This is a genomic window from Nostoc sp. KVJ3 (assembly GCF_026127265.1).
Lineage (GTDB): Bacteria > Cyanobacteriota > Cyanobacteriia > Cyanobacteriales > Nostocaceae > Nostoc.
In genome coordinates this window covers 2,144,910-2,169,406 of record NZ_WWFG01000002.1, presented here as the reverse complement: position 1 = coordinate 2,169,406, position 24,497 = coordinate 2,144,910, and the positions used below count along the sequence as shown (strand labels likewise).

Annotated in this window: 18 protein-coding genes; 10 read left to right on the top strand and 8 right to left on the bottom strand. The window is 41.6% G+C overall.

The window, feature by feature from the left end; genetic code table 11:
- Positions 1–378 precede the first annotated feature (378 nt).
- Entirely contained in the window at positions 379–1,761 is a 1,383-nt protein-coding gene (dnaA, locus tag GTQ43_RS25215) for a chromosomal replication initiator protein DnaA (protein ID WP_265275443.1), read from the bottom strand.
- Between the two features lie 175 nt (positions 1,762–1,936).
- Here dnaA and GTQ43_RS25210 point away from each other — a divergent pair, with 175 nt between their 5' ends.
- A complete protein-coding gene (locus tag GTQ43_RS25210; RefSeq protein WP_265275442.1) occupies positions 1,937–3,178 on the top strand; it encodes an HhoA/HhoB/HtrA family serine endopeptidase in 1,242 nt (413 codons plus the stop codon).
- 88 nt (positions 3,179–3,266) lie between these two features.
- Positions 3,267–3,797, top strand: coding sequence for a peptide deformylase (gene def / locus GTQ43_RS25205; RefSeq protein WP_265275441.1), 531 nt, complete (start codon positions 3,267–3,269; stop codon positions 3,795–3,797).
- A gap of 94 nt (positions 3,798–3,891) precedes the next feature.
- Here def and GTQ43_RS25200 read toward each other — a convergent pair whose 3' ends face one another.
- The 3 genes from GTQ43_RS25200 to GTQ43_RS25190 form a co-directional block, all read right to left on the bottom strand.
- The gene (locus tag GTQ43_RS25200; protein WP_265275440.1) at positions 3,892–5,583 is read right to left on the bottom strand and encodes an NAD-binding protein; all 1,692 of its coding nucleotides are present in this window, start codon (positions 5,581–5,583) and stop codon (positions 3,892–3,894) included.
- A gap of 224 nt (positions 5,584–5,807) precedes the next feature.
- Positions 5,808–7,757, bottom strand: coding sequence for a WG repeat-containing protein (locus tag GTQ43_RS25195; RefSeq protein WP_265275439.1), 1,950 nt, complete (start codon positions 7,755–7,757; stop codon positions 5,808–5,810).
- Between the two features lie 3 nt (positions 7,758–7,760).
- The gene (locus GTQ43_RS25190; RefSeq protein WP_265276546.1) at positions 7,761–8,522 is read right to left on the bottom strand and encodes an S-layer homology domain-containing protein; all 762 of its coding nucleotides are present in this window, start codon (positions 8,520–8,522) and stop codon (positions 7,761–7,763) included.
- A gap of 238 nt (positions 8,523–8,760) precedes the next feature.
- Between GTQ43_RS25190 and GTQ43_RS25185 the strand changes: the two genes are divergently transcribed.
- The 6 genes from GTQ43_RS25185 (at position 8,761) to GTQ43_RS25160 (ending at position 17,027) form a co-directional block, all read left to right on the top strand.
- A complete protein-coding gene (locus GTQ43_RS25185) occupies positions 8,761–9,873 on the top strand; it encodes a D-alanine--D-alanine ligase family protein (protein ID WP_265275438.1) in 1,113 nt (370 codons plus the stop codon).
- A 189-nt stretch (positions 9,874–10,062) separates the two neighbouring features.
- Complete coding sequence (locus tag GTQ43_RS25180; protein ID WP_265275437.1) at positions 10,063–10,713, top strand: hypothetical protein; 651 nt, start codon at positions 10,063–10,065, stop codon at positions 10,711–10,713.
- A gap of 622 nt (positions 10,714–11,335) precedes the next feature.
- A complete protein-coding gene (locus tag GTQ43_RS25175) occupies positions 11,336–13,579 on the top strand; it encodes a DUF1796 family putative cysteine peptidase (RefSeq protein WP_265275436.1) in 2,244 nt (747 codons plus the stop codon).
- Between the two features lie 61 nt (positions 13,580–13,640).
- On the top strand, positions 13,641–14,702 hold the full coding sequence (gene mtnA / locus GTQ43_RS25170; RefSeq protein WP_265275435.1) for an S-methyl-5-thioribose-1-phosphate isomerase: 1,062 nt from the start codon (positions 13,641–13,643) through the stop codon (positions 14,700–14,702).
- A 627-nt stretch (positions 14,703–15,329) separates the two neighbouring features.
- Entirely contained in the window at positions 15,330–16,787 is a 1,458-nt protein-coding gene (locus tag GTQ43_RS25165) for an APC family permease (RefSeq protein WP_265275434.1), read from the top strand.
- Positions 16,788–16,832: 45 nt separating this feature from the next.
- The gene (locus GTQ43_RS25160; RefSeq protein WP_265275433.1) at positions 16,833–17,027 is read left to right on the top strand and encodes a hypothetical protein; all 195 of its coding nucleotides are present in this window, start codon (positions 16,833–16,835) and stop codon (positions 17,025–17,027) included.
- Between the two features lie 342 nt (positions 17,028–17,369).
- Here GTQ43_RS25160 and GTQ43_RS25155 read toward each other — a convergent pair whose 3' ends face one another.
- The 4 genes from GTQ43_RS25155 to GTQ43_RS25140 all read right to left on the bottom strand — a co-directional run bounded on the left by GTQ43_RS25155 (position 17,370) and on the right by GTQ43_RS25140 (position 21,802).
- Positions 17,370–17,876 carry a hypothetical protein gene (locus GTQ43_RS25155; RefSeq protein WP_265275432.1) on the bottom strand — a complete coding sequence of 169 codons (507 nt, stop codon included), beginning with the start codon at positions 17,874–17,876 and terminating at the stop codon, positions 17,370–17,372.
- Between the two features lie 210 nt (positions 17,877–18,086).
- On the bottom strand, positions 18,087–19,616 hold the full coding sequence (locus GTQ43_RS25150; protein ID WP_265275431.1) for an AAA family ATPase: 1,530 nt from the start codon (positions 19,614–19,616) through the stop codon (positions 18,087–18,089).
- A gap of 100 nt (positions 19,617–19,716) precedes the next feature.
- Entirely contained in the window at positions 19,717–20,316 is a 600-nt protein-coding gene (locus GTQ43_RS25145) for a 50S ribosomal protein L25/general stress protein Ctc (protein WP_265275430.1), read from the bottom strand.
- A gap of 142 nt (positions 20,317–20,458) precedes the next feature.
- Positions 20,459–21,802: an adenylosuccinate synthase gene (locus GTQ43_RS25140; protein ID WP_265275429.1), complete on the bottom strand. Its 1,344-nt coding sequence runs from the start codon at positions 21,800–21,802 to the stop codon at positions 20,459–20,461.
- Between the two features lie 87 nt (positions 21,803–21,889).
- Between GTQ43_RS25140 and GTQ43_RS25135 the strand changes: the two genes are divergently transcribed.
- The gene (locus tag GTQ43_RS25135) at positions 21,890–22,102 is read left to right on the top strand and encodes a hypothetical protein (protein ID WP_265275428.1); all 213 of its coding nucleotides are present in this window, start codon (positions 21,890–21,892) and stop codon (positions 22,100–22,102) included.
- A gap of 163 nt (positions 22,103–22,265) precedes the next feature.
- Positions 22,266–24,467 carry a PAS domain S-box protein gene (locus GTQ43_RS25130; protein ID WP_265275427.1) on the top strand — a complete coding sequence of 734 codons (2,202 nt, stop codon included), beginning with the start codon at positions 22,266–22,268 and terminating at the stop codon, positions 24,465–24,467.
- Positions 24,468–24,497 lie beyond the last annotated feature (30 nt).

Genomic DNA, 24,497 nt, shown 5'->3' with positions numbered 1-24,497 from the left:
ATCAAATATAGGACTCCTATTTGATTTTTGAACAAAATTAGGTATTCTAGGGGAGCCAGTGCGTTGCGGTGAGTCCAGCGCTGTAGGCGAGTTTCCCAACCTAGGCGACTAGCGTTAGCGACGCGAAAAGCGAGTTAACTACCTGTGGAAAACTTGTGGAAAAACTCATACATTTTTCCACAAGGTAATTATGCTTAATTAAGTTTTATCAGTAAAATATCAAGTTTTCCCCAGATTTATCCACAAAAAGTAAGATTTTGTCCACAATTTAAGTTAAATTTAATCAATTTTTATACGTTACTTAATATTCTGGACTAATTGTTCAACCATTAATGCTAAAGATTAAGCTGTTGCTTGTGGAAAACTTCTAATCTATCTTCAGGAAGATTTTTGAGAACGGCTAGTTAGATTGATGCGATCGCTCAGTTGGCGGATAGTTTGTGCTAAAGTGCGATCGCTCTGGTGGAGTTGGGTAATTTTATCGCAACTATAGATTACCGTTGTATGGTCTTTACCACCAAACTCTTCCCCAATTCTCGGCAAACTCAGAGATGTGTGTTGGCGCATAAGATACATTCCTACTTGACGCGCCCAGCTAATTTCTCTCCGTCGTGAATTACTTTTGAGGTCATCTATGGAAATATCAAAATTATCTGCCACAACCTTTAAAATTGCTTCTGGGGTAGCTGCCATTTTTTCGTTAGGCGGTTCTAAAACTGGGGTGATATTTTCCACTGTCATCGGTAAACCCCAAATAGAAATATAAGCCACCGCCCGAATTAAAGCTCCTTCTAATTCTCGAATATTAGAAGTATAGTTAGAAGCAATATACTCAATCACATCGCGCGGAAGACTAATCTTTTCATCCTCGGCTTTTTTCTGCAAAATTGCCATTCTCGTTTCTAAATCCGGCTTTTGGATATCTGCAATTAACCCCATAGAAAACCGAGAACAAAGACGTTCTTGTAAACTAGGAATCTGGTTAGGAGGGCGATCGGAAGCAATCACAACTTGTTTACCAGCTTCGTGTAAAGTATTAAAAGTATAAAAAAATTCTTCTTGGGTATATTCTTTCCCTTCGAGAAACTGAATATCATCAACTAATAAAACATCAGCAGCTCGATAACGATCTCGAAAAGTTTGCATACTATCCTTACGGATTGCTGTAATTAAATCATTAGTAAACTGCTCAGTCGAAACATAAAATATTTTGCAATTAGGCGAAATTTCCCAGCGATAATGACCAATAGCTTGCATCAGATGAGTTTTACCTAAACCTACGCCACCGCATAAAAATAAAGGATTAAACTCTTTACCAGGAGATTCTGCAACTGCTAAAGACGCAGCGTGAGCCATGCGATTGTTAGCACCAACTATAAATCGGGAAAATACATATTTAGAGTTTAATTCAGTCGTCTTTTGATTATGATGAGAAACAGATTGAGAAACACTGCTAGGATTTGGTGATTCCCAAGAAACATCTCGTTCACTAAAATGAGAAACTTCATCACCTTCAGCAACAGTAATGTAAATTCCTACAGGATGACCGAGAATATCTTGGACTACATGAGCAATGGTGTTGATGTAATACTTCTGTAACCAATTACGAGCAAAAGGGTTAGGAGTGCGGATTACCAAGCAATTATTTTCTAATCGCTCCGCACTAGCAGTTTTGATCCAAGTTTCAAACGTGGGTCGGGATAATTCAAGCTGTAGGCGCTCTAGTACCTGACTCCACAGACTTTCTATAGGAATTTCCATTATCCACTACCTTTGCTGCTAATCATCACAATAGAAGGTCAATCCAAAATCTAAAATCTAAAATCGTCTGACACACGCTAGACCTAGAATAAGCTTTTAAGTTGTAATCATTTTGGGACATACCCGGTAGGCAAGATTCTAACATCCACCGATTGACACGGAGAAGCAACGACACATGAAGACAACAAACCATCACTCAGCGCCTAAAAATATTGATCCTAGGGGTTTACCCTATAGGTTGCGGATGCTTTTATATGGCGTAGGAGTGGTGTTCTTGGGAAGCTGCTCTCTTTTACCAGCCAAGACCTTTGAGACTCGACAAAGCGACACTCAAACCCAAAAGACAATAGAATCCAATCCAGTAATTGTCCCCCCGCCAATTATCTCGTCATCTGGAGATCCTAATTTTGTGGTAAAAGTAGTGCAACAGGTGGGGCCTGCGGTAGTTCGCATTGATTCTTCCCGAACAATCACTTCTCGCGTACCAGACGAATTTAACGATCCATTTTTCCGCCGATTTTTTGGAGACAGTGCGCCACAGCCTCGACAACGAGTAGAACGAGGTAGCGGCTCTGGATTTATCATTAATTCTTCAGGTCAAATTGTGACCAATTCTCATGTAGTAGATGGTGCTGATACCGTGACTGTCACACTTAAAGATGGCCGGACTTTTGACGGGAAAGTACTGGGTGAAGATCCAGTTACAGATGTGGCTACAATCAAAATTGATGCTAATAATCTGCCAACTCTAGCCGTGGGTAACTCTGATGCTTTGCAACCAGGAGAAGCAGTAATAGCTATTGGCAACCCGTTGGGCTTGAATAATACCGTGACTGCTGGAATTATTAGTGCTACAGGTCGTTCTAGTAGCGACATCGGTGCTAGTGATAAACGGGTTGATTACATCCAAACGGATGCTGCAATTAACCCTGGTAATTCTGGTGGGCCATTACTCAACACTCGTGGCCAGGTAATTGCGATGAACACAGCTATTATTCGCGGCGCTCAAGGTTTGGGATTTGCTATTCCCATTAATACTGTGCAGAGAATTGCCCAGCAATTAATTGCTACAGGTAAAGTAGATCACCCTTATTTGGGTGTTCAGATGGTGACATTGACACCAGAAAATAAAGAAAGAATTAAAAATATAGCTGGCGATCGCTTAAATCTTACAGCAGATGAGGGCGTTTTGTTGATTGAGATTGTGCCGCGATCGCCAGCATCTGTAGCTGGGTTACGAGTTGGTGATGTGATTAAAAGCATTAATAGCCAGCCTGTTACTAAAATTGAAGAAGTACAAAAGCTAGTAGAAAATAGCAAAATCGGTACTAAGTTACCAATAGAAGTGGAACGCAATGGGCAAATTGTCAAAGTAGGAGTCCAACCTGCTGCTTTACCCGCAAGACGTGAAGGATGATTTTTGTAGAGACGCGATGAATCGCGTCTGTATAAGAATTAAGAGAGACGCAATTAATCGCGTCTGTACAAGAATTAGGAGTTTTCCAATGACTGAATTAGCGCCAATAATTCAATTAGGCAATCCAACATTGCGTCAAAAAGCTGTTTGGGTTGAGAATATTCAAGATGAGCAGATCCAAAAATTAATTGAAGACTTAATTACCACTGTTGCTAAGGCTAATGGTGTGGGAATTGCTGCGCCTCAAGTAGCACAATCCTATCGCTTATTTATTGTGGCTTCTCGTCCTAATGCCAGGTATCCCAACGCCCCAGAAATGGAACCTACTGCTATGATTAATCCCAAAATCATTGCTCATTCAACTGAAGTTATCAAAGATTGGGAAGGTTGTTTAAGTGTTCCAGGAATTCGGGGGTTAGTTCCTCGTCATAAATCTATTGAAGTGGAATACACTGACCGTCAAGGCAATTTACAAAAGCAAGAATTAACCGATTTTATCGCTAGAATTTTTCAACACGAGTCCGATCATCTCGACGGGATCGTATTTGTAGATCGCCTAGAAAACACTCTCGATATGATTACCGAGCAGGAATATCAACAACGAGTAGTTAACAAATAAACGGGAGTGGGGTGAGAAGAGGCAGGGGGCAGGGGGAGTCAGAAACAAAAATTAATAACCAATGCCCAATGCCCAATAACGAATTACGAATTATTTAAGCGTGTGTTTCGCAAACTCGGTCATCCCGCCACAATTGATATAAACGTGTCGCTGGCATTGTCATATATAAAACATCACCAGGACTGAGATTTGTTTCTAATAAATCCCACCCGTGAAGAGTTTGGTGATTTACTTCTACGTATAAGGGTACACAGTCAGCAGACATAGCTACATCTTTTACCCACTGACCACAAAAGGCGTGTAAAGGTGTAATCACGGTTGCAAAAGCTACCCAAAGACTATCAGCTGTGATGCCATTACCGAGGATGCGTCCCCCTAATGCAGCAGCAGCAAAAGCTGGGGCTGCTAGTTCAGCCGGACTCAGTACCGCCTCGAAGCCAAATAGTTGTTGCGCTATGCCAGCAAAATCGGGATCGGCATAATGAACAATTACCGGAATGCTTGGTGTCAAACCTTTAGCTTTGAGGGCAATTTCCAGATTGGTAGCATCATTGCTAGTAACAGCAAGTACGGCGGCGGCAGAATCTATATTGCTGGCTTTCAGTATTGTGCGAAAGCTGGCATCTCCCTGAATAACGGGGATACCTAATTCGCGGGCGGTGTTGATATATTTATTATTAGAATCAGGTTCAACTACTACCACTTCATGTCCACTAGCGTGGAGTTGCTGGACAATTCTCAATCCAATACCACTCAAGCCACAGACAATGTAGTGATATCGGTGGGGTATTCTGGCTGCATCCCAAAATTGCTTAAAGCGGCTTCCTAAGACAAAATCGGTGAGCATTGCGTACCAAATACCAATCACTACTGCTCCAACCAGCATCATCACAACGGTAAATAACTTAATACTGTTAGGAGCATTTTCTACTACTTTGTCATTACCACCCGCTCCAGTAATCATGCCTACAGAAAAATATAGAGCATCCACAGGAGACAAACTCAACTCAGCCGATGTATAGGTGAGTGTAGCGATCGCAATCACTGCCAATAGTACAACAGCCCCCATGACTACCGATCGCCCGTGTTCCTGAAACTGCCTAAAATTGGTGAGGACTTTCAGCAGTTTTTTAATTAACGATCTCCGGGGGGAACGGATGCGGGGTTGTGTACCAATAATTAAGCGATCGCCTACTTTGATTTCCTGTCCAGATATTACACCTGACACCAAATCCATCTCACCTTCTACTGGCAAGTAATAAATTAGCATCCGCGATCGATCTTCCCACAATTCACTCAGCTTTAGACCATTCCAGAAGTGGTTTTCATCAATGTATTCTTCGTGAATCGGCCAAGTTTGCTGAAATAATTTGATTTGTCCGATGGCTTGGTTTCCCAGTGCTGCAAAAGTAAATACAGGTGCTGCTAAACCCACAACACTCAAACTCAAATGGTCTGGCAAACTTTGATCTAGGCGCTCTCCTAAATTTGTATTATAAAAACGGTTGATAATCCGAATCTGGGGATTTAGTACTCGCGCTTGCATCATAATTGACAAATTCACAGCATCTTTAGATCCAGCGATGACTAAAGTGTGTGCCTGTTGAATCCCTGCTGCTGTTAGGGTAGAAGCTGCTTGTAAATCGCCAACAATCACATCTGGTGCTGTTTCGCCAGGGATAGATTGATGATGAATGCCAACAACGAAGGCTCCCTGTTGTCTCAGCAAACGAAAGGTTTTATATCCGGTTCGTCCTAAGCCGCAAACGATAATTCTAGGTTTCATGAAACGGCAGCATCATTTTACAGGTAGGGCTGCATTTCTAGTTATTCATTAATATTGTTGCTCAATTTCCTGGAATATAACTGTAGCTGACAACACGGTTGTTTTAATTGAAGGCTGGAAGTTTAAAAATTAAGATTTTAAGCCACTTACGTGGGTAAAGTCTCGTGTAGCCACGACTTTCAGTCACTCAGACAAGTAAGAAATTACACTTTACAAATATCTTCTTAGGGTTTGCAAATGTATCCCCATTTACCTCCCATAAAAGATACTTTCCCTTGTTCCTTATCTTGTTTGAATTCTCCACCAACATTAACTAATGCTCTGCCTTCAGAAAAAGGTTTAGCAAAATCGAAATCTGGCGGAATTAAAAACTCACCAAACTGATTAATATATCCCCATCTACTTCCCATTTTAGCAGGAGCTAACCCTTGTGAGAAAGTATCAGCTTCGTCAAATTGTGGCTCTATAATAAAATTTCCATCTTTACCTATATAGCCAAATTTATTTGCTTGTTTTACTAATGCCAATCCTTCAGAAAAAATTGTCGCCTCATCTAAGCTAAATTGAATGATAATTTTACCTGTTTTATCAATATATCCCCATTTATTAGCTATTTTTACGGCGGCTAAGTCTTCAGCGAATGATTTAGCATCGTCGAATTGAGCAGGAATCATCATGATTTTGCTTCTTTTCTCAATATACCCCCACTTATCAGCTATTTTTACGGCTGCCATCCCTAACACAAATGATTTAGCATCATCAAATTGTAAGGCAGTTAACAGGTTGGCAGTTTTATCAAAATACCTATATTTATTATTAATTTTTACCACAGCTAATCCTTCTGAAAAAGGTTCAGCAATATCAAATTGAAGGCGGGTGATCAGTTTACCTGCTTTATCGATGTAACCCCATTTATAACCCATTTTGACGGCTGCCATCCCTTCGGAAAATGGCTCAACCCAATCAAATTGAGCCTTGATGCTAATTTCTTGTGATGTATTTGTGTAAGTAAAATTACCATTTATTCGTCGATGAGTAAAGCCATATTTTTTAATTTCTTTCTGGTCAAATCTTCCAGCAGGTGTAGAGTAAATCCCTGATTTAAGAATATTAGCTAAAGCATTATTATCTTCTCGCAAAGCTTCATAGAAAAATAAAACTTCCCCTTGAAGACCAACAGAGCGATTATAGTTTAGTGTCTGTACTAAATGTTCTGGAGTAATCCGATATATACCTTTTTTTAAAAGAACACCAGGAATTAAATATGGCAATTGTTGTTTTGCAAATTGATTAGCTAAAAGCCTATCTAAATCTTTTTTATAAAGTTCAAATTCTTTGTAATATAACTGTGGATGAATTAAATCGACTAATCCCTGATCAATCCAAGTTTGAGAATCTTGTAGGTAGTTGTCGTAACCCCAAGGATAAATAGTAGGAGACATGGAAATAATTAATTCAGGGTTGATATTGATTATTTGCCGATAGAAGCGGTTTAAAAAATTGGAAATAATATCAGCCCGCCACCGTGCCCATTGTTTCCATTGTGGATTCTGCCATTGTGGATCTGGTGGATCTTGAGAATTTCTTCTCTCTGGCGGTTTTGGTGGTTGTTGATTAAACTCGTCCTGATAGCGTTTAACAGTTTTTTCATCATAACCACCTTCCATTGGTAAAGCGAGAAAGTGATCATCTCCTTGAATGCCGGCAACTTCATACTCTGTTACGACTTCTAAGAATAAACTTAATACAAAGTCTTGCACTTCGCTATCAAGAGAATTTAGCCAATAATAACCATTGAGATTAAGGTTTGTCCGAGCATAATCAATTGCTGCCCATTCTGGTTTATCCTGAATGATTTTGCCACCCTTTTCTCCATAAGAACTCATAAATCCATATTCAAACCAAGGGATAACCGCAATATCAACTTTTTTGGCTTCTTCAATTAATTCTTTTAAAGGATCTCTATCTTGAAATTCCTTAACTGGTTTTATTTCTATGCCAAATTTTTCTTTCATTACTTGGCTACGATAGTTAGTTGAACCATTATTCCAAACAACAGGAAATACTACGTTAAATCCTGTTTCGGCGAGAAAGTTCATCGCCTCAGCAATATTTTGTCTAGAGTTTAAGACTTGGCTAGCTGTTGTAGTGATCCAAATACCACGAATTTCCATGAATTATGTAGGGCTTGATTTATTTATATTTTCTTTTACTAATATCAATCCTTCTGAAAAAGGATGAGCTTCATCAAATTGTGGCGAAATCACAAAGTTTCCGGTTTTGTCGATATAGCCCCACTGATTACCTTTTTGCACCCGGGCGAATCCTTCCACAAAATCATCAGCAGCATCAAATTGTGGTGGAATCGCAAACAACTCTACACCCGGAATATACTTAGCAGGTACGGTAGGAATTTCGAGAACCCGACAAATAAATGCTGCTATTTCGCCTCTAGTAGCGTTTTGATTGGGCTGTAAACTTTTGATATCGGGGTAGTTAACAATAATTCGCTTTTCGGTTGCGGCTGCGATCGCACTGACAGCATAACTGGGAATTTGTGCGAAATCACTGTAATATTTTTTTAACGTATTTATCGGCTCTACTGTAACCCCATAATTTAACCCAGAAGCTAAAGCAGCTATTGCTTGCACACGCAGGATTAGTTCATTGGGTTTGAAAATAGAATTGGGATACCCAGACAGATACTTTGTCTGATATGCTTGGGCGATCGCTTTAGCGGCCCAGTGATTAGCGGGTACATCTGTAAAGGTTATCGCCGGACGAGATAATTGCTGTTTCGGTAAGCCTATGAAAATAATCGCCGCAAATTCAGCACGAGTCACAGGTGCATTAGGACGAAAAGTCCCGTCTAGATAACCTTTGAATATATTTTGCTTGGCTGCTGCGAGGATAGATGCTTTGGCCCAATGGTTTTGAATATCTGAAAAAATTTTGACACCTCAAATAGTAAAGTTTTTTCTAGCCAAAAATTTCTCTTGAATCTCTTTACTCTGTGTTCTCTGCGCCTCTGCGGTTTAAAAGTAATTAATTTAACCACAGAACTATTGAGCCACTTTCAAAGAGCTAGTCCTAACCGTAAAAGAAATAAAAGAAAAAGATGGCAACTTTTGTAGGTTATGATACGCTATCTGCTTGAGAAGTGTCGAGGAACCGAAAATGACTAAGCTGCGCGTGGGGTTACTGTTTGGCGGTCGTTCGGGAGAACATGAAGTTTCAATCAAATCAGCACGGGCGATCGCTAAAGCCTTGAGTGCAGATGAAAATGCTAGTAAGTACGAAATCTTGCCTTTTTACATCCAAAAAGATGGACGATGGTTAGCGGGAGAAGCACCCCAAAAGGTTTTAGAAACCGGCAATCCCCTTCTGGAAGCTGAACAATCAACTTCTGAGGTAAATCTGACATCCAACCCTCAAGCCCAAACCCTGAGTAAATGGCAATCTCCCTCTCAAGTTGCCCAAGTGGATATTTGGTTTCCCGTTCTCCACGGCCCCAACGGTGAAGATGGGACAATTCAAGGGTTACTCACCTTGATGCAAGTTCCCTTTGTTGGTTCTGGGGTTTTAGGTTCAGCAATGGGGATGGATAAAATTGCGATGAAAATTGCCTTTGAGCAAGCGGGACTCGCACAGGTAAAATATAAGGCGATAACTAGAGCGCAGGTTTGGTCTAATCCTTGCGTGTTTCCAAAACTCTGTGATGACATTGAGGCAGCATTAGGTTATCCTGCTTTTGTCAAACCTGCTAATTTGGGTTCATCAGTGGGTATTGCCAAAGTGCGATCGCGCCAAGAATTAGAAGCCGCCTTAGATAATGCCGCCAGTTACGATCGAAGACTGGTTGTCGAAGCTGGTGTAGTAGCTAGAGAAGTCGAATGTGCCATTTTAGGTAATGATCAACCAAAAGCCTCTATCGTTGGAGAGATTACATATAACAGCGATTTTTATGATTATGAAACTAAATATACAGAAGGTCGGGCAGATTTACTGATTCCCGCACCGATTCCAGATGCGATCGCTCGTCAAATTCAAGACATGGCTTTGCAAGCTTTTGCAGCTGTTGACGCTGCGGGTTTAGCAAGGGTAGATTTCTTTTATGTGGAAGCCACACAAGAAGTATTGATTAATGAAATCAATACGTTGCCAGGGTTTACAGCGACGAGTATGTATCCCCAACTCTGGGCCCATAGTGGAGTCTCATTTCCCGAATTAGTCGATCGGTTAATTCAACTTGCTCTAGAAAGGCATTCTCCAAGCTCTGAAAGAAAATAAGCCAACTGATTTGAGATTATGACGGTAAGAAGTCACAAGAAATAGACAAATTTGACAAAAGTTAGCCGGATTTGGTAGCATCTGTTTTACAAAAAAGCTACTGAAATCGGAAGTTTTGTTACGGATACCTGATGCTTGACTCCTCCAGTACAATTTATTGACTAGAGGGGTACAAATCTGAAAGTAATCATGGAAAAAAGTCAGAGTGTACAGCGCGAGCCAACCCGACTCAGAAGGGCTACTCCAGAGCTGACAAACAGGAAATCGAGATTAAAACAAAGCTCGAATGTTCTGATATATCTGGTTACACATCATCCTTGGCTATTGCTAACTGGGTGTTTAGCCATGTTTTTAGGTGGTGGTGCTTTTGCCCTGTATAGCTTAGGTAATGCTGGACAGGTAGCACAAGAAGAACCAGAAAAAATCCCAGTTATAGTTGAAGAACCAATCAATGTGCCCTCTGAGAATAGTAATCCTACACCTTTATGGATGGTAGCTGCGATCGTCCTCAGTTGTGGTTGTGGTTCCTTGCTGGTTTTCAAACTGCTCAACCGGAAAGCGCAACCGCCAAAATTCCAAAAACAGGTTAAGCGCCATCAGGCACGTTTGGCACAAAGCCAGTACCAAAGATTGGAACCACGCCTTCCCAAGAACCAGCCAATTTTTGTGCCACAGCCACAACTAATGCCGTTGATGCAGATGCAACCTAAAGCAAAACATCTGGTGACGGTTCTACCAGCAGAACACAAGCACCACTTGGATACGCGCACAGACTCTTTGGCAGACTTGATGGATCTTCGTAAAGATAGCTCATTGTCTGCAATTTTACGCCAGTATTAAATTTCCTGTAAAGCAAAACCTTTCAAAATAATACTTTTTGCGAATTAAGGCACGGTCAAACCGTGCCTTTACTAATTCCAACTTTCCACACTTCAAGTTGAAGTACAAGGAGATTACAGTCAATATATATAAAAGAAAAACAATAGAGCGATGTTTTGTTTTTATAGACACGGTTTCTAACCGCCCATTTCGCGTTAAGTTGACCCTGTACCCTTACCGCATGGTCTATTCACTACCATGTATTGGCGTATTCTAGTGCTATCAAAAGAAAATTTTAACTAAATCTTATCCTTTTGTTGATTTGTTCTTAGTTGTGCAAATACTTTAAATACAATATATTTTGTTTGACAGGTATAAAATATTCTATAAAAATTTAATTTACAGCAGCTTTTATTGTAAAGGCACAGCAATGTTCCCCACCGTGTGGTTTGTTTACCTAAATTAGCTGTAATTGCTGAAAAGCTTTACTGCTTGTAACTTTATAGTGAACTAAATTAGAGCTTTAATATACTTAACAAGATTCATACCGGATTCTTAAAAGTTCTATGTAATATTTTCAAAGTAGATTTAAAGATTCAGCCTGACTGTTTGGTATCGTACTCACTAAAACAGGACAAACTTTATGTATCGATTCCAGATCAGTGCATACACGCAAACAGGCGAATTTATCGCTCTTGTGGGTTCTACTCCAGAGTTGGGACTATGGGATATTACAAAGTGTATCCAACTGCGGACAAGTAGCGATCGCTATCCTTTATGGTGGGTAGATATTGACATTCAAGAATCAAGCAATCTCCAAAGAGTTGAATACAAGTATGTGCGTCTCAATCCAAATGGTAATGCCCAATGGGAGAGCTTACTAGCTACAAACCGATGGATTCCCATTGAGCCTAACGAGCATTCCAGCACGGTTATTGTGGATGATGGCGCATTCGGTTATTTACAACCTTATCCCTTTGGATACATTGATGAGTCTGCTGTTAAAATGCCCGTTGAAAAAGGGGCTGATCGTCTGAAAATTGTGGTCATTGGTAGTTCCGTCGCATTCGGTCATAAAGCCTGGTTTTTCAAAGGTTGGGTTTGGTTATTGGCACAGGCTTTACAGCAAAAATATGGGCATCAACTGGTAAATGTGTCAGAAGTGGGGGCAAATGTCAGCAGAACCATCGCTCGATTTGGATCGGTTGTAATCCCAGAACAACCAGATATTGTAATCATTGCCCTGTCTCTGGGTAACGAAGGATTAGCCTACTGTCCTCCTCACGAACGGCGAGCAGTACAACGGCGGTTTGAAAGTGGTTTGCAGCAGCTGGTGAAAATGACGCGCGACATCGGAGCTATGCCGATTCTGGGCGGCGTTTATTCCAATGGCGACTATTCTCTAGAACATTACTGGTTGCTCCAAGATACACACAAGCGAATGCTAAGTTGGGGCATACCCATACTTGATTGGTTGACAGCCGTGGATGATGGACAAGGACGATGGAAAGCGGGGATATCTTTCGACCCGGCTCACCCAAACACAGTTGGTCATAGCCTGATGTATCAGCAAATCGACCAAGACTTATTTAACATCGACAAAGATGAATTAACAAAGCAAAAACAACGTCTTCGACAACCGGATGAATTTCCCATCTACTTTGACAATGCCGGCTTTCATATCTCTGTTTGTATTGAAGAGAAGCGTTTACGGATTGTTAATTCATCACAATACAGTTACACCATCGCTCCCTATTGGCAGGAATTGCAAACTGTACTGCAAAGTAGGGCTGGATTGATACCAGGTATTTACGTTGCCAAAAATACCCAGCCTGGAACACTCCCTTTCTTTGCCGTACAAGAAGATGGAGCGATCGCAACTACAGTAAACATCCCCCCTGGTGCTGACTTAGAATATAGCGCTGGCTTCAATCTATTTTTGCCGAACAACTCACAAGTTTTATTCTATGACGGGCATCTAGGGATTTTGCAAGCAAACGAACGGCAGATATGGGCGATCAACGAATCAGATAACGAGTACAATATTCAACCCATGTGGACAGAGGTTTGCAAAGCCCTTAAAGCCATGCCATCGGGTGTTTACGAAGATCCGCTTCATCCCGATATTCCCTTTCGGACAATGATGATTGGCAAAGATGGGCTAGAAAGTCGGGTGAAAGCACCACCTAAGTCTGCGATATTTTTTCAATACAAATGTAAGTTATCAGATATTAGCCGTGTCGCCATTCTCCCCCTTGGCGATCGCTGTGCCGTCCGCATGATGCTGTATAAAATGGAATACGATGGCCCTGCCTTTCCCTTTGATCTGACGCGCACTACCAATATTGCAGATGTTGCGGATGCCATTGAAAATGGTTTTTATGATATGTGGAACCCTGCCTTTCTGCACTACAGCCCTGATGCAGGGAGAATTTACCATAGTAAGTGGTCAGGTTTATCCTTTGCCCATGAGGTCGAGGAGACAGATGATCCAACAAACGATATGTCCCCCATCCATGAACGGATGCGCGTTCGGTACACCGCCCGCTCTGAAAGGTTTTGGTATGCATTGCAGCACTGCGACAAAGTGCTTTTCGTCCGCACAGGGATTAGCGATCGCGGTGGCGTAATCGATCTGGTCGAAAAGCTAGAAAAAAAATGTCAGGGAAAGCCATTTCATCTCTTGCTACTTTCTCCTCAAAGCGATGATGAGTTTTTAGACCTTCCCAATGTGCTGCACTACAATGTAGAGTTTAATCCCGATCGAATGTATGACGATTTGGGACACTGGATGTACTGTACAGAGGTAATGCGAGGAATTCTAGAGTCTCTTGGGATTTCTAGCAAAAACCTCTTCTGGTGTCCACCTAATACCAATTTAAAATGAAGCTGCATAGAAAAGAGCTTCATAAAGCTATTAAAGTTAAAAAAGATTATTGGCTATTTTTATGACAACTTCTACAAACCAGGTTTATCCCGTTATTTGGCACAAAGACTCGGTTTCACTAATCGATCAAACGCGCTTACCTAACGAATATACACTGGTGGAAATCCACCGCAGTGAAGACATGGCGCGGGCGATTAAAACGATGATTGTCCGAGGTGCGCCAGCAATTGGTGTAGCTGCGGCTTACGGAATGTATCTTGGTGCAAGGGAAATTCAAACTAGCGATCGCCACGAATTTCTGCAAAACTTAGACAAAGTTGCCCAGTTGTTGCGTTCTACTCGTCCGACGGCGGTAAATTTATTTTGGGCAATTAGTCGGATGATCAAAGTTGCCTACGAAACACTGGGAACTGTAGAAGAAATTAAGCAAACCCTTTTCCAAACAGCCCAAACAATCAACATTGAAGATTTGCAAACCTGTCAAGCCATCGGTGATAATGGTTTGGCAGTCTTACCCACTACCCCCCAAAAGCTAACGCTACTTACTCATTGCAACGCTGGGGCGCTAGCTACGGCTGGATATGGCACTGCTTTGGGTGTTGTCCGTTCTGCTTGGAGGGAAGGACGTTTAGAACGTTTATTTGCCGACGAAACCCGTCCCCGTTTGCAAGGGGCAAAACTCACCACTTGGGAATGTGTGCAAGAAGGTATTCCAGTGACATTAATTACTGATAATATGGCAGCCCATTGCATGAAACAGGGTTTGATTCATGCTGTAGTTGTGGGTGCTGACCGAATTGCTGCTAACGGTGATACTGCCAATAAAATTGGTACATATAGTGTAGCGATCGCTGCTATTGCCCATAATATCCCCTTCTTTGTGGCTGCGCCCCTTTCCACCGTTGATTTTGAATTAGCTGATGGCAGCAAAATTCCCATTGAAGAACGCGATCCAACAGAAATCTACCAAGTCGGTGATAGCATTCTCGCACCTGAAGGTGTAGATTTTTACAACCCAGCTTTTGATGTGACTCCGGCTGAGTTGATTACAGCCATCATTACAGAGAATGGAGCGATCGCACCTCATGAATTAGTAAAATTACAGCAAAAGCAATTAGTGTAATTGAGTTTGATGAATCTTTCCCTGACTTAAACTAAAGTTTAAGTTTGTCTCCGACTCGGCGAGAAATAGGTTCAAAAACTTTCTGAAACTCTTATTTCTTTGTGTCCTACCCTGCGGGAAGCCGCTCCGCGTCTATGCGTCCTTTGCAGTTCGTTTTTTTATGATTTTGCGTAAGTCCTGTCCTATAAAAACATAGTGGATAGTCAATACTTCTCGTTTTTCGCTCAGAATCCATTCTGAATTCTGATATCATATCCGCCAAATTACTTACGATATGTCATTGCGATCGCAACGAAGTGGAGTGAAGCAATCACCAGGACTCTGCGTTCGCGAAGCGTGTCCGAAGGACTTATGCTTCACTCCGTACCCTTCTCCTTCGGAGACGCTATTCGCGAACGGGTTCTCCAACGGAGTACGCAATGACAAGTGTTTAACCGGACATGATATGACTCCTGAATTCTGTTTCGATAAATCTTATTTATCTAATTAATAATTAAGAACATTTGCTCTTATTAGTGAGATTTCATAAAGTTAAATCAGCATTTTGTAGTCAGTACCTATTCACATTAGTTTTAGGCTTTAGTCCTATATCCGCTGGATTCAAATAAGAGTGAGGATAGGTTGTATATGACTCAGGAAATCGAGCTAAAAATTAATCAGAGCGCTCATGGCTTAAAAAAAGAATGTCTTTCTTATGGGGAAGTATTTGCACAATCAGTTGCAGTAATTGCACCCACAACAACACCCGCCGCTAATTTAGGTTTAATCTTCGCCAGTTCAGGTAACGGAACTTGGCTGAGTTTCTTATTAGGGATGATTGGGCTGTTGTTTGTTGCTGTCAACATTAACCAATTTGCGCGGCGTTCTGCTTCTCCAGGATCGCTATACTCCTATATTGTCAAAGGTTTGGGTTCTACAGCAGGTGTTATGTCTGCCTGGGGCCTGATTCTGGGTTATTTATTTACCGGGATGTCAACCTTATCTGGCTTTGCAATTTTTGGTGAATCTTTGCTGGGTCATATTGGCATACACACCCATACTTTAACATTGTTCGCACTGGGGACAATTCTGGCTTGGTATGTGGGTTATAAAGACATTCAGTTATCAGCAAAGATGATGCTGGTACTTGAAGGTATCTCTGTAGTTTCAATTTTGTTGTTGGGGATGATTGTTTGGGCACACAAGGGCTTTGCAATTGATCTGTCCCAACTGACCCTCAAAGGAGCTACCCCTGGTGGTATTTCGTTAGGAATTGTCCTGGTTGTATTTGGTTTTTCGGGTTTTGAAAGTGCTACGTCTTTAGGAGATGAAGCGAAAAAACCACTGAAAAATATTCCCAAATCTTTGATCCAAAGCACGATGTGGTCTGGTGTATTTTTCATGTTCATGGCGTATGTCGAAGTGCTGGGATTTAGTGGTAGTTCCGTAGATTTGGGCAAAACTGAAGAGCCACTGACATTTTTGGCAAATCAAGCAGGTGTGGGTTTATTAGGAACCTTAATTAGTATTGGTGCATTATTAAGCTTCTTCGCTTGTACTCTTGCTTGTATCAATCCAGCAGCCAGGATAGTGTTTATGATGGCAAGGGATGGTTTGTTTCACACTTCTCTGGGTAAAACCCATGATTCTAACCTGACACCCCACACAGCAATTGCCTTGTGTTCCTTGATTACATTTATAGTTCCTAGTGCGTTGAACCTATTTAGCATCAAGCCTTTTGAAATTTTGGGTTACACAGGAACACTTTGCACTTATGGTTTTTTAGTCGTATATATTTTGGTTTCAATTGCTGCCCCAATTTACTTGTATCGCATCAAAAAACTCCGCTCAATAGATATCTTGTTTTCAGTCTTAGGCGTAGTTTTTATGATGATTCCTGTCCTTGGTACTGTCGGAATTCCGGGTAGTACTCTATTTCCAGTGCCACCAGCACCTTACAATACCTTCCCTTACTTGGTGTTAATGTACTTTGTTGCGGGGTTTGGATGGCTTGTCATTCAAAAACTGCGTTATCCCAAAATGGTGAAGAAAATGGAACGCTCTATTGATGAGATTCACGCTCGATTCAAAGACGAAATCCTTTAACCTTAATGATTTCAAGTTAGGCTACAGTCCCATCAGGAGATAGTAATGGAATTTGAACCAGGACAAAAGGTGATCTGGAACTACAACTCTCGTGGAAGTCAAACTTATGCTCATAAAATACCTGCTCAAATCATCAAATTCAGTCAAAAACAAGTCCAAATTCAGATACACAAGACTACTGGCGAATCCCTTAGACGTTGGGTTCACCCAGATAGGCTGGAAACCTTTAAATCCTACTAGTACAGCACGGCGTAAATAAACCAACCCATTCCAAATCAACAAAATGCTTGCGCTGTATTCATTATAAAAGTTTGTAGTAAGCACTTCAGTGCTTGAAATTGAGCGATAAATCGCTCACTACAAACCTTGCAAACTTAATGAGACAGACCACTAGTCAATACCTCCGACAATTTACAAGTATTGGCATAGAGCAAACCTAAGATTTTATACCCTTGCCCAATGCTCTATCCCCCTCATGAATGAGTGCTGAGTGGGCAATCTCACTTCTTTACTCAGCACTAGGAACGGGCTAAACGCCCCGCTAACGGCAAAGGGGAACTGTTTTGCCCAATGCCCAAATTACTACTTTTCCCAAAACCTAAAATTGAAACTATTTCCAGGAGAGCGACGGTAACGGCGGGCGGTTTTTCTTATTTGCCGTTTGTTGATCCTGTCGTTCGTTGGTTCAACTTCGCCTTCTTCTAATTCTTCAACTTGCAACTGAGTTCTAGTTTCTTCCTTGCTTCCCCACCAAGCAGTAATCCAGCCTCCAGCTAAAGCGCCTATTCCACCGAGCAAGATACTCATGGGTGCTGGATATCCTAAATATACAAAGCCAAGCATGAAAAATAACCAGTATTTCAGCCCTGTATCAACCCCATCAGAGGAGGCGACAGTTGGAGGCTGGGCGCTATTACTGGTTATATTTGTGATCCAGCTCAGGATGAAACCGCCCATGATTCCTAAGAAAATGCTCAGGGCTGGTGCGGAGCCGGTCATTATTAATATAAATGTTAAAAATGCCCCAAATAACAACTGAGAAAAGAAGCTGGGAGAAATACTAAAAAAGTCGTTCTTTTTGTCTGCCATAGAGTAAAAAAGCTATTAACTAATTACTAATTCATAATTCACGCTTAATGTGAATGAAGTCTTGAAACCCTTGTAATTTCGTAGGCAGTCCCAAAACAATGATTTTGGGCAATCTAGAAACCCTTATAAGAAAAGAAGCGTTTCTAATTCACATCAGGGGTAATTCGTAATTTTCAATTCAATTACAAATTACGAATTACGAATTACAAATTATTTTAATTGTGCCTCTTGTTCTTGAGTTGTATCCAAAATCTTTACGTAGGGTTGTTCTTCTTCAGTAAAAGGTTCAGCTTGTTTGATTTGTGAGGCTAATAAATCGGCAGTGGCATCAGCAATATCACCAGTACGGTTGTTAAGACGCGCTTTGAGAACTTCTAGCGGTGCTGTACATTGGATAATCTGAAGGGGAAGTTGGTGCTTTGTAGCTTGAGCGATCGCTTCTTGCCGCAAATGCTGTTGATCGTACTTGGCATCCAAAATCACCGAAAAACCTTGTTGAGCAAGGATAATTCCCAATTCTAGAAGCTTTGTGTAGGTTTTCTCAGTCATCTCAGGCGTATACAAATCATCGCCACCTCTTTCCCATAGAGGAATTCCCCCTAAATGTTTCCGCACCGCATCAGAACGCAGGTGAATCGCTCCCTGTTGACGGGCTAAATGTCTTGCTGTGGTACTTTTACCAGAACCCGACAACCCCGACATCAAAATCAGTTCTCCAACTTTTGGTTTAGTATACTCCCAAGCTTGTTTGTAATAGTCAGCAGCGGTTTTTGTCGCTTCTTCCTTTACTGCCGTCGGTACACTTGGATCGTCTAGCAAAAATGATGTCACCTTAGCCCGGACATAAGCTTGACGACTTAAATACAGAGGCAGTACCTGTAAGCCTTCCCAGTCTCCGGTTTGCTCGATGTAGGAATTCAAAAAAGCATTACCCAAATCTTTGCGTTGGCGCGCTTCCAAATCCATCACCGTGAACGCCACATCATACATCACATCAACAAAGCGAAATGGCTCGTTAAACTCAATGCAATCAAACAGCAAGATTTTGTCGTGCCACAGAGCAATATTTTTCAGGTGTAAATCCCCGTGACATTCACGAATATAGTTATTTTGAATTCTGCTAGCAAATAATTCTGGACGTTCAGCAAAAAATTTATCTGTATATTGCTTTGTTTCTGTAAATTGCGCTTGAGTCTGGGGGCCACCAATATACTTTTCAGTTTGCTGATAATTCTCGTCAAATGCAGCCCTAACTTTTGGCACTTCACCAAAACTCCGAATATAATCATTTGTCTGCGCTTTGGCATGGTATTGAGCCACCACCCGCCCCAACTCATCTAGGTTTGTCTCATTCAACTTACCTTGTTCAAACAATGTACTCAATAGCGACTCTTGAGGAAACTGGCGCATCTTCAGCACATATTCTACAGCCTCAGCCGTTCCTCCTAATTGGTATTGCTCTCCTACCAGAGTTATAGGCAAAACTTCTAAATATAGTTCACCCGCACCCCGCTGATTTAACCGCAACTCTTCCTGACAAAAATGCTGCCGCTTCTCTAAAGTAGAAAAATCCAAAAAGCCAAAATTCACAGGTTTTTTTAGCTTATAAGCGTAATCCCCAGTTAGCAGCACATAAGAAATGTGAGTTTGAATTAGTTCAATAGGTTCTGTTACCTCATGGGGATAAAATTCCGGCTGCAACATTTGCTGAATTAAGACTGGAAGAGTCGCTTCTGTCATCTCTATTCCTCTGCGCTCTCTGCGCCTCTGCGGTTCAAATACAAAAAAACCAGGAGTTCCCCCCTGGTATCATCAAAAATTATTACATAGTTTACTTAGCTTAAGAAGCTGTTTCAGTTTCTGTGCCAGCATCTTCAGCACTAATTTGCGGTGGCAAAACGCTCACAACAAGTCTTTCCGATTCAGCTAGAGGTGTAACACCTTCAGGAAAGGGTATATCACTAATACTCAAACTGTCTCCAATTTGCAGGTTAGTGACATCGATTTCAATTACATCTGGGATGTTTTCTGGCGCACAACTTACTTGCAATTCGGTGATTACGGTGTCTAACACACCACCATCTTGTTTAACACCAACAGCATTGCCCACAAAACGCAGCCGTACTTCTACAGTGGTGTCGCCGTGACCAGCAACCGCGAAAAAGCTGAGGTGGTAGGGTGTACCTTTTGCTGGATGAATCTGAAGTTCCCGTAGTAGGGTTTTGCCGCGCCAAGGTGCATCAGCAATGTTTAATTCAATCAATGTATTGTTGACTGAAACTTTTTTGAGCAAACGCTCAACAGTTTTAGCATCAATGGTCAAAGAAATGGATTCTGTACCTTTATGACCGTACAAATTTCCAGGTATCAATCCAGAACGGCGCAAAGCTCTTGGCTTGCTGCCTTCTGGACGTTTTTGAGATTCAACTGTAATAGCCATAGAAGTTGTTAGTTGTTAATTAGAGTGTAGGAGTTAGAAGTTAAAAGTTAGGAGTTAGGAGTTAGGAGTTAGGAGTTAATTACTCACTGTTCACTCTTGATTTTTAACTCTTAACTATTCACTTTTAACTCTTAACTTTTAACTAAGCACTTAGCAAGGTAGCAGGTGTGCCATCGGCTTTCAATAAAGCGCGTTTTGGCCCGTGGATGGGGTCTTCTACGATTATGGTTTGATCGCGGCTTGCTCCTAGTGAGACGATCGCAATCGGGACTTCCATTAATTCGGCGAGGAATTTTAGATAGTCCAGTGCTTGCTGTGGCAAGTCTTCCAGGGTGCGGCAGTGGGTTGTTGACACTTTCCAGCCTGGTAAGGTTTTGTAGATGGGGCGACATCTAGCAAATCGACGAGAACTGGTAGGGAAGTGTTCGCTGCGTTGACCATCTATGTCATAAGCTACGCAAACTTTAATTTCCTCTAATTCATCGAGGACATCCAGTTTGGTGAGCGCCATGCAATCCATGCCGTTAATCCGCACGGCATAGCGACCAATGACCGCATCAAACCAGCCACAGCGTCGTTTGCGTCCGGTGGTTGTGCCAAATTCGGCACCGCGATCGCACAACAATTCTCCCAACTCTCCATCCAATTCTGTGGGAAATGGCCCCTCTCCCACCCGTGTTGTATAGGCTTTCGACACCCCAATTACCCGATCAATCGTTGTCGGCCCTACCCCTGTGCCAACGCAAGCCCCACCCGCCACAGGGTTAGAGGAGGTGACATAGGGATAAGTTCCATGATCTAAGTCAAGGAGCGTACCTTGTGCGCCTTCGAACAAAATATTGCGCCGTCGCCCAATTGCATCGGATATTTTTAACGATGTATCAACAACGTGAGGCCGCAAACGTTCTGCATAGCCCAAATACTCCTCAATTACCTCTTGTGCATTTAGAGGCGGCAAGTTGTAAAGCTTTTCTAAAATGACGTTTTTATAATTAATCGTCCACTCTAACTGCTCGCGTAGCCCATCCGGATCCATTAAATCTAAAACCCGAATGCCAGTCCGTTCAGATTTGTCAGCATAAGTCGGCCCAATGCCCCGACCTGTTGTGCCGATCTTATAGCTTCCCCGTCGTTCTTCGGATGCCTGGTCAATCAACCGATGATAAGGCATCGTTACGTGGGCTGTCTCAGATATCAGCAGGTGGTCAGTGGAAATATTTAATTCTTTTAGTTGGTCGATTTCTGCGATCAAAATTTGTGGATCGATGACTGTTCCACAACCGATAATGCAATCGGTATTTGGATACAAAATACCAGAGGGAATCAAGTGCAGCTTAAAGGTTTGACCTTTGACTACAATTGTGTGTCCAGCATTGACACCCCCTTGGTAACGAACCACAACATCTGCGGAACGACTGAGTAAGTCAGTTATTTTACCTTTTCCTTCATCGCCCCATTGGGCACCTATGACAATGACGTTAGCCAAGAGCTTATATTAAGAAGTAAAGTTTCCACAAACTATAATTATTAACATATTGTTTGAATCATGTCAAGTCATCCGTAGGGGCAATTCATGAATTGCCCTACGGGTGTACCTCACATAAATGAGAACCGCTATATTCGTGTTGATGCAGCGTTTCGTAGAGAATACCGCACTGGCTTGGCTACACAGTTATTTGCCAAAGTCATTTTTTTAACGAACCGCGTTCTTCTTTGCGAGACGCTGCGCGAATGCGATTTGTTTTTTGATGATTCCAAAGTGCATTGGTTATACTACTGGAAATGAATTTATATTAAAAACTAGCGGATTTATTTGTGACTATTATGTATAAATCATCATCCCAAAAAATCCAGATATTTACAACTCTAAAAGATTGTATTTTGTTACCCGTGTTATCAAAATTCCTAAAATATTATCAGTATTTGTTTTTAATCTCCAATCTTAACTCATGGAGGTCATTTGCGATAGAAAGGGCGATCGCATGATCAAAAAAGGGTATCGAGTTCAAAGGCTGAAAGCAATATTCATCCTAGCATTAGCAGTTATTTTGACTAATGCTATAGTCTCATATAGCAACACTGTTAAGCTGATTCACAACCAGCAATGGGTGACATCCTCATACAAAGTTATTACCCAAGTTGAAAGTATCAAATCTGCCCTCAAAGATACTGAAACAGCACAACGTAATTATTTAATTACAGCAGATGCGGATGACTTGAAAACCTATCTTACAGTTGCTCAAAAAACTAATAATAATATTCAGATTCTCACTAATTTAACTGCTAATAACCATCAAAAACAGCAATGGATTTCTATACTGGAACCGAAAATTACCAACTGGCTCAACATTCTGCAACAAGAAATTTACCTCAGACAAAACCAAGGATTAGAAGCAGCTAGGCTGTTAATCTTATCTGGTAGAGACAAGAAAATTGCCAAAGAAATCCAACAGATAATTGATGACTCTTTAGAAGTGGAGCAAAATTTATTACGCCAGGAAATGCAGGAGTCACAAGCAAGTTCTCAAAAGGCAATAGTGACATTTTTTATCGCTGCTATTCTGGATTTAGTGCTGGTGGTGCTGCTGTATGATTTGTTATGGCGTTATATCAGGCAACTTCAGCAGACAGAACTGGCCCTACGCCAAAGCGAAAATCGTTTACGAGCGATGATAGATGCAGAACCAGAATGCATCAAGTTAATTGCCAGGGATGGTACCCTTTTAGAAATTAATGCCTATGGATTGGCAATAATGGAAGTGAAAAGTGCTGATGTATTGATTGGTAAACCAATTGATGCCGTAATTGTGCCAGAATATAGAGCAGCTTTTGCCGACTTGCATAAAAGTATCTGCCAAGGGAATAAAGGTACTTTAGAATTTGAAATCATTGGCTTTAAAGGCACTCGCCGCTACATGGAAACTCATGCTGTACCACTGCCTAACGAATTTGATGGTACGTTTATCCATTTGGCAGTGATGCGAGATATAACCCAGCAAAAACAGGCAGAACAGAAAATCCGCGAACAAGCGGCACTACTGGATGTATCAACTGACGCGATTTTGGTACGAAATATCCACAATCAAGTTTTATTTTGGAATCAAGGTGCTGAACGTCTTTACGGATGGAAGGCTGAGGAAGTTGTGGATAAGAATGTTTTGCAACTTTTGTATAAAGAGATTTCACCGCAACTAGAAGATGCTTACTTGCAGGTGATGAATACAGGTGAGTGGCGGGGAGAGTTGCATCAACTGACAAGGGAAGGAAAAGTAATTATCGTTGAAAGTCGGTGGACACTGATCCGACATAATAGTGGACAACCCAAATCCATTTTGAGTGTGAATACCGAGATTACTCAGCAGAAACAACTGGAAGCTCAACTTCTGCGATCGCAACGTTTGGAGAGTATCGGTACGTTAGCTGGCGGTATCGCCCACGATCTCAACAATATACTATCGCCAATTTTAATGTCAGTTCAACTGTTGCAGAAGAAATTGCCCGATTCCCAGAGTCAGAAAATACTGCAAACGCTAGAAAATAATGTTAAACGCGGCGCTAACTTGCTCAAGCAAGTGTTATCTTTTGCACGGGGTATTGAAAGCAAACGGACAATTGTGCAAATTCAGCCTTTGATGGCAGAAATGGAGCAAATTATCGCTCAAACGTTCCCCAAATCCATCATCTGCCAAATAGATATCCCTAAAAATCTGTGGTATGTCCGTGGAGACACAACTCAACTGCATCAGGTGCTGATAAATTTAGTAATCAACGCCCGTGATGCTATGCCCAATGGCGGTATACTGAGGATTGCGGCGGAAAATTTGGTGATTGGTGAACATTCTGCCCAAATCAATATTGATGCTAAAGTGGGTTCTTATATTGCGATCGTGATCACAGATACTGGTACGGGGATGTCGTCGGAAGTCCAGAAACGGATTTTTGAACCATTTTACACCACCAAAGAGATAGGGAAAGGTACAGGTTTAGGACTTTCCACGGCGTTGGGCATCATCAATAATCATGGTGGTTTTGTCAATGTTTACAGTCAGGTAGGCAGAGGTACTCAATTTACAGTCTACTTACCTGCCTCAACATTCAGAGACACACATTCGCTGTCTCCAGACTTAGAATCAGTTACAGGAAATGGTTAATTAATTTTGCTAAGTAACCATGCAGAATTA

Bases quoted from the DNA above. Each gene is read 5' to 3' on its own strand.
- GTQ43_RS25210 (WP_265275442.1), top strand. From the start codon at position 1,937: ATGAAGACAACAAACCATCACTCAGCGCCTAAAAATATTGATCCTAGG.
- def (WP_265275441.1), top strand. From the start codon at position 3,267: ATGACTGAATTAGCGCCAATAATTCAATTAGGCAATCCAACATTGCGT.
- mtnA (WP_265275435.1), top strand. From the start codon at position 13,641: ATGACAACTTCTACAAACCAGGTTTATCCCGTTATTTGGCACAAAGAC.
- GTQ43_RS25160 (WP_265275433.1), top strand. From the start codon at position 16,833: ATGGAATTTGAACCAGGACAAAAGGTGATCTGGAACTACAACTCTCGT.
- GTQ43_RS25180 (WP_265275437.1), top strand. From the start codon at position 10,063: ATGGAAAAAAGTCAGAGTGTACAGCGCGAGCCAACCCGACTCAGAAGG.
- GTQ43_RS25150 (WP_265275431.1), bottom strand. From the start codon at position 19,616: ATGACAGAAGCGACTCTTCCAGTCTTAATTCAGCAAATGTTGCAGCCG.
- GTQ43_RS25155 (WP_265275432.1), bottom strand. From the start codon at position 17,876: ATGGCAGACAAAAAGAACGACTTTTTTAGTATTTCTCCCAGCTTCTTT.
- GTQ43_RS25165 (WP_265275434.1), top strand. From the start codon at position 15,330: ATGACTCAGGAAATCGAGCTAAAAATTAATCAGAGCGCTCATGGCTTA.
- GTQ43_RS25145 (WP_265275430.1), bottom strand. From the start codon at position 20,316: ATGGCTATTACAGTTGAATCTCAAAAACGTCCAGAAGGCAGCAAGCCA.
- GTQ43_RS25185 (WP_265275438.1), top strand. From the start codon at position 8,761: ATGACTAAGCTGCGCGTGGGGTTACTGTTTGGCGGTCGTTCGGGAGAA.
- GTQ43_RS25200 (WP_265275440.1), bottom strand. From the start codon at position 5,583: ATGAAACCTAGAATTATCGTTTGCGGCTTAGGACGAACCGGATATAAA.
- GTQ43_RS25130 (WP_265275427.1), top strand. From the start codon at position 22,266: ATGGAGGTCATTTGCGATAGAAAGGGCGATCGCATGATCAAAAAAGGG.
- GTQ43_RS25175 (WP_265275436.1), top strand. From the start codon at position 11,336: ATGTATCGATTCCAGATCAGTGCATACACGCAAACAGGCGAATTTATC.
- GTQ43_RS25195 (WP_265275439.1), bottom strand. From the start codon at position 7,757: ATGGAAATTCGTGGTATTTGGATCACTACAACAGCTAGCCAAGTCTTA.
- GTQ43_RS25135 (WP_265275428.1), top strand. From the start codon at position 21,890: ATGAATTGCCCTACGGGTGTACCTCACATAAATGAGAACCGCTATATT.
- dnaA (WP_265275443.1), bottom strand. From the start codon at position 1,761: ATGGAAATTCCTATAGAAAGTCTGTGGAGTCAGGTACTAGAGCGCCTA.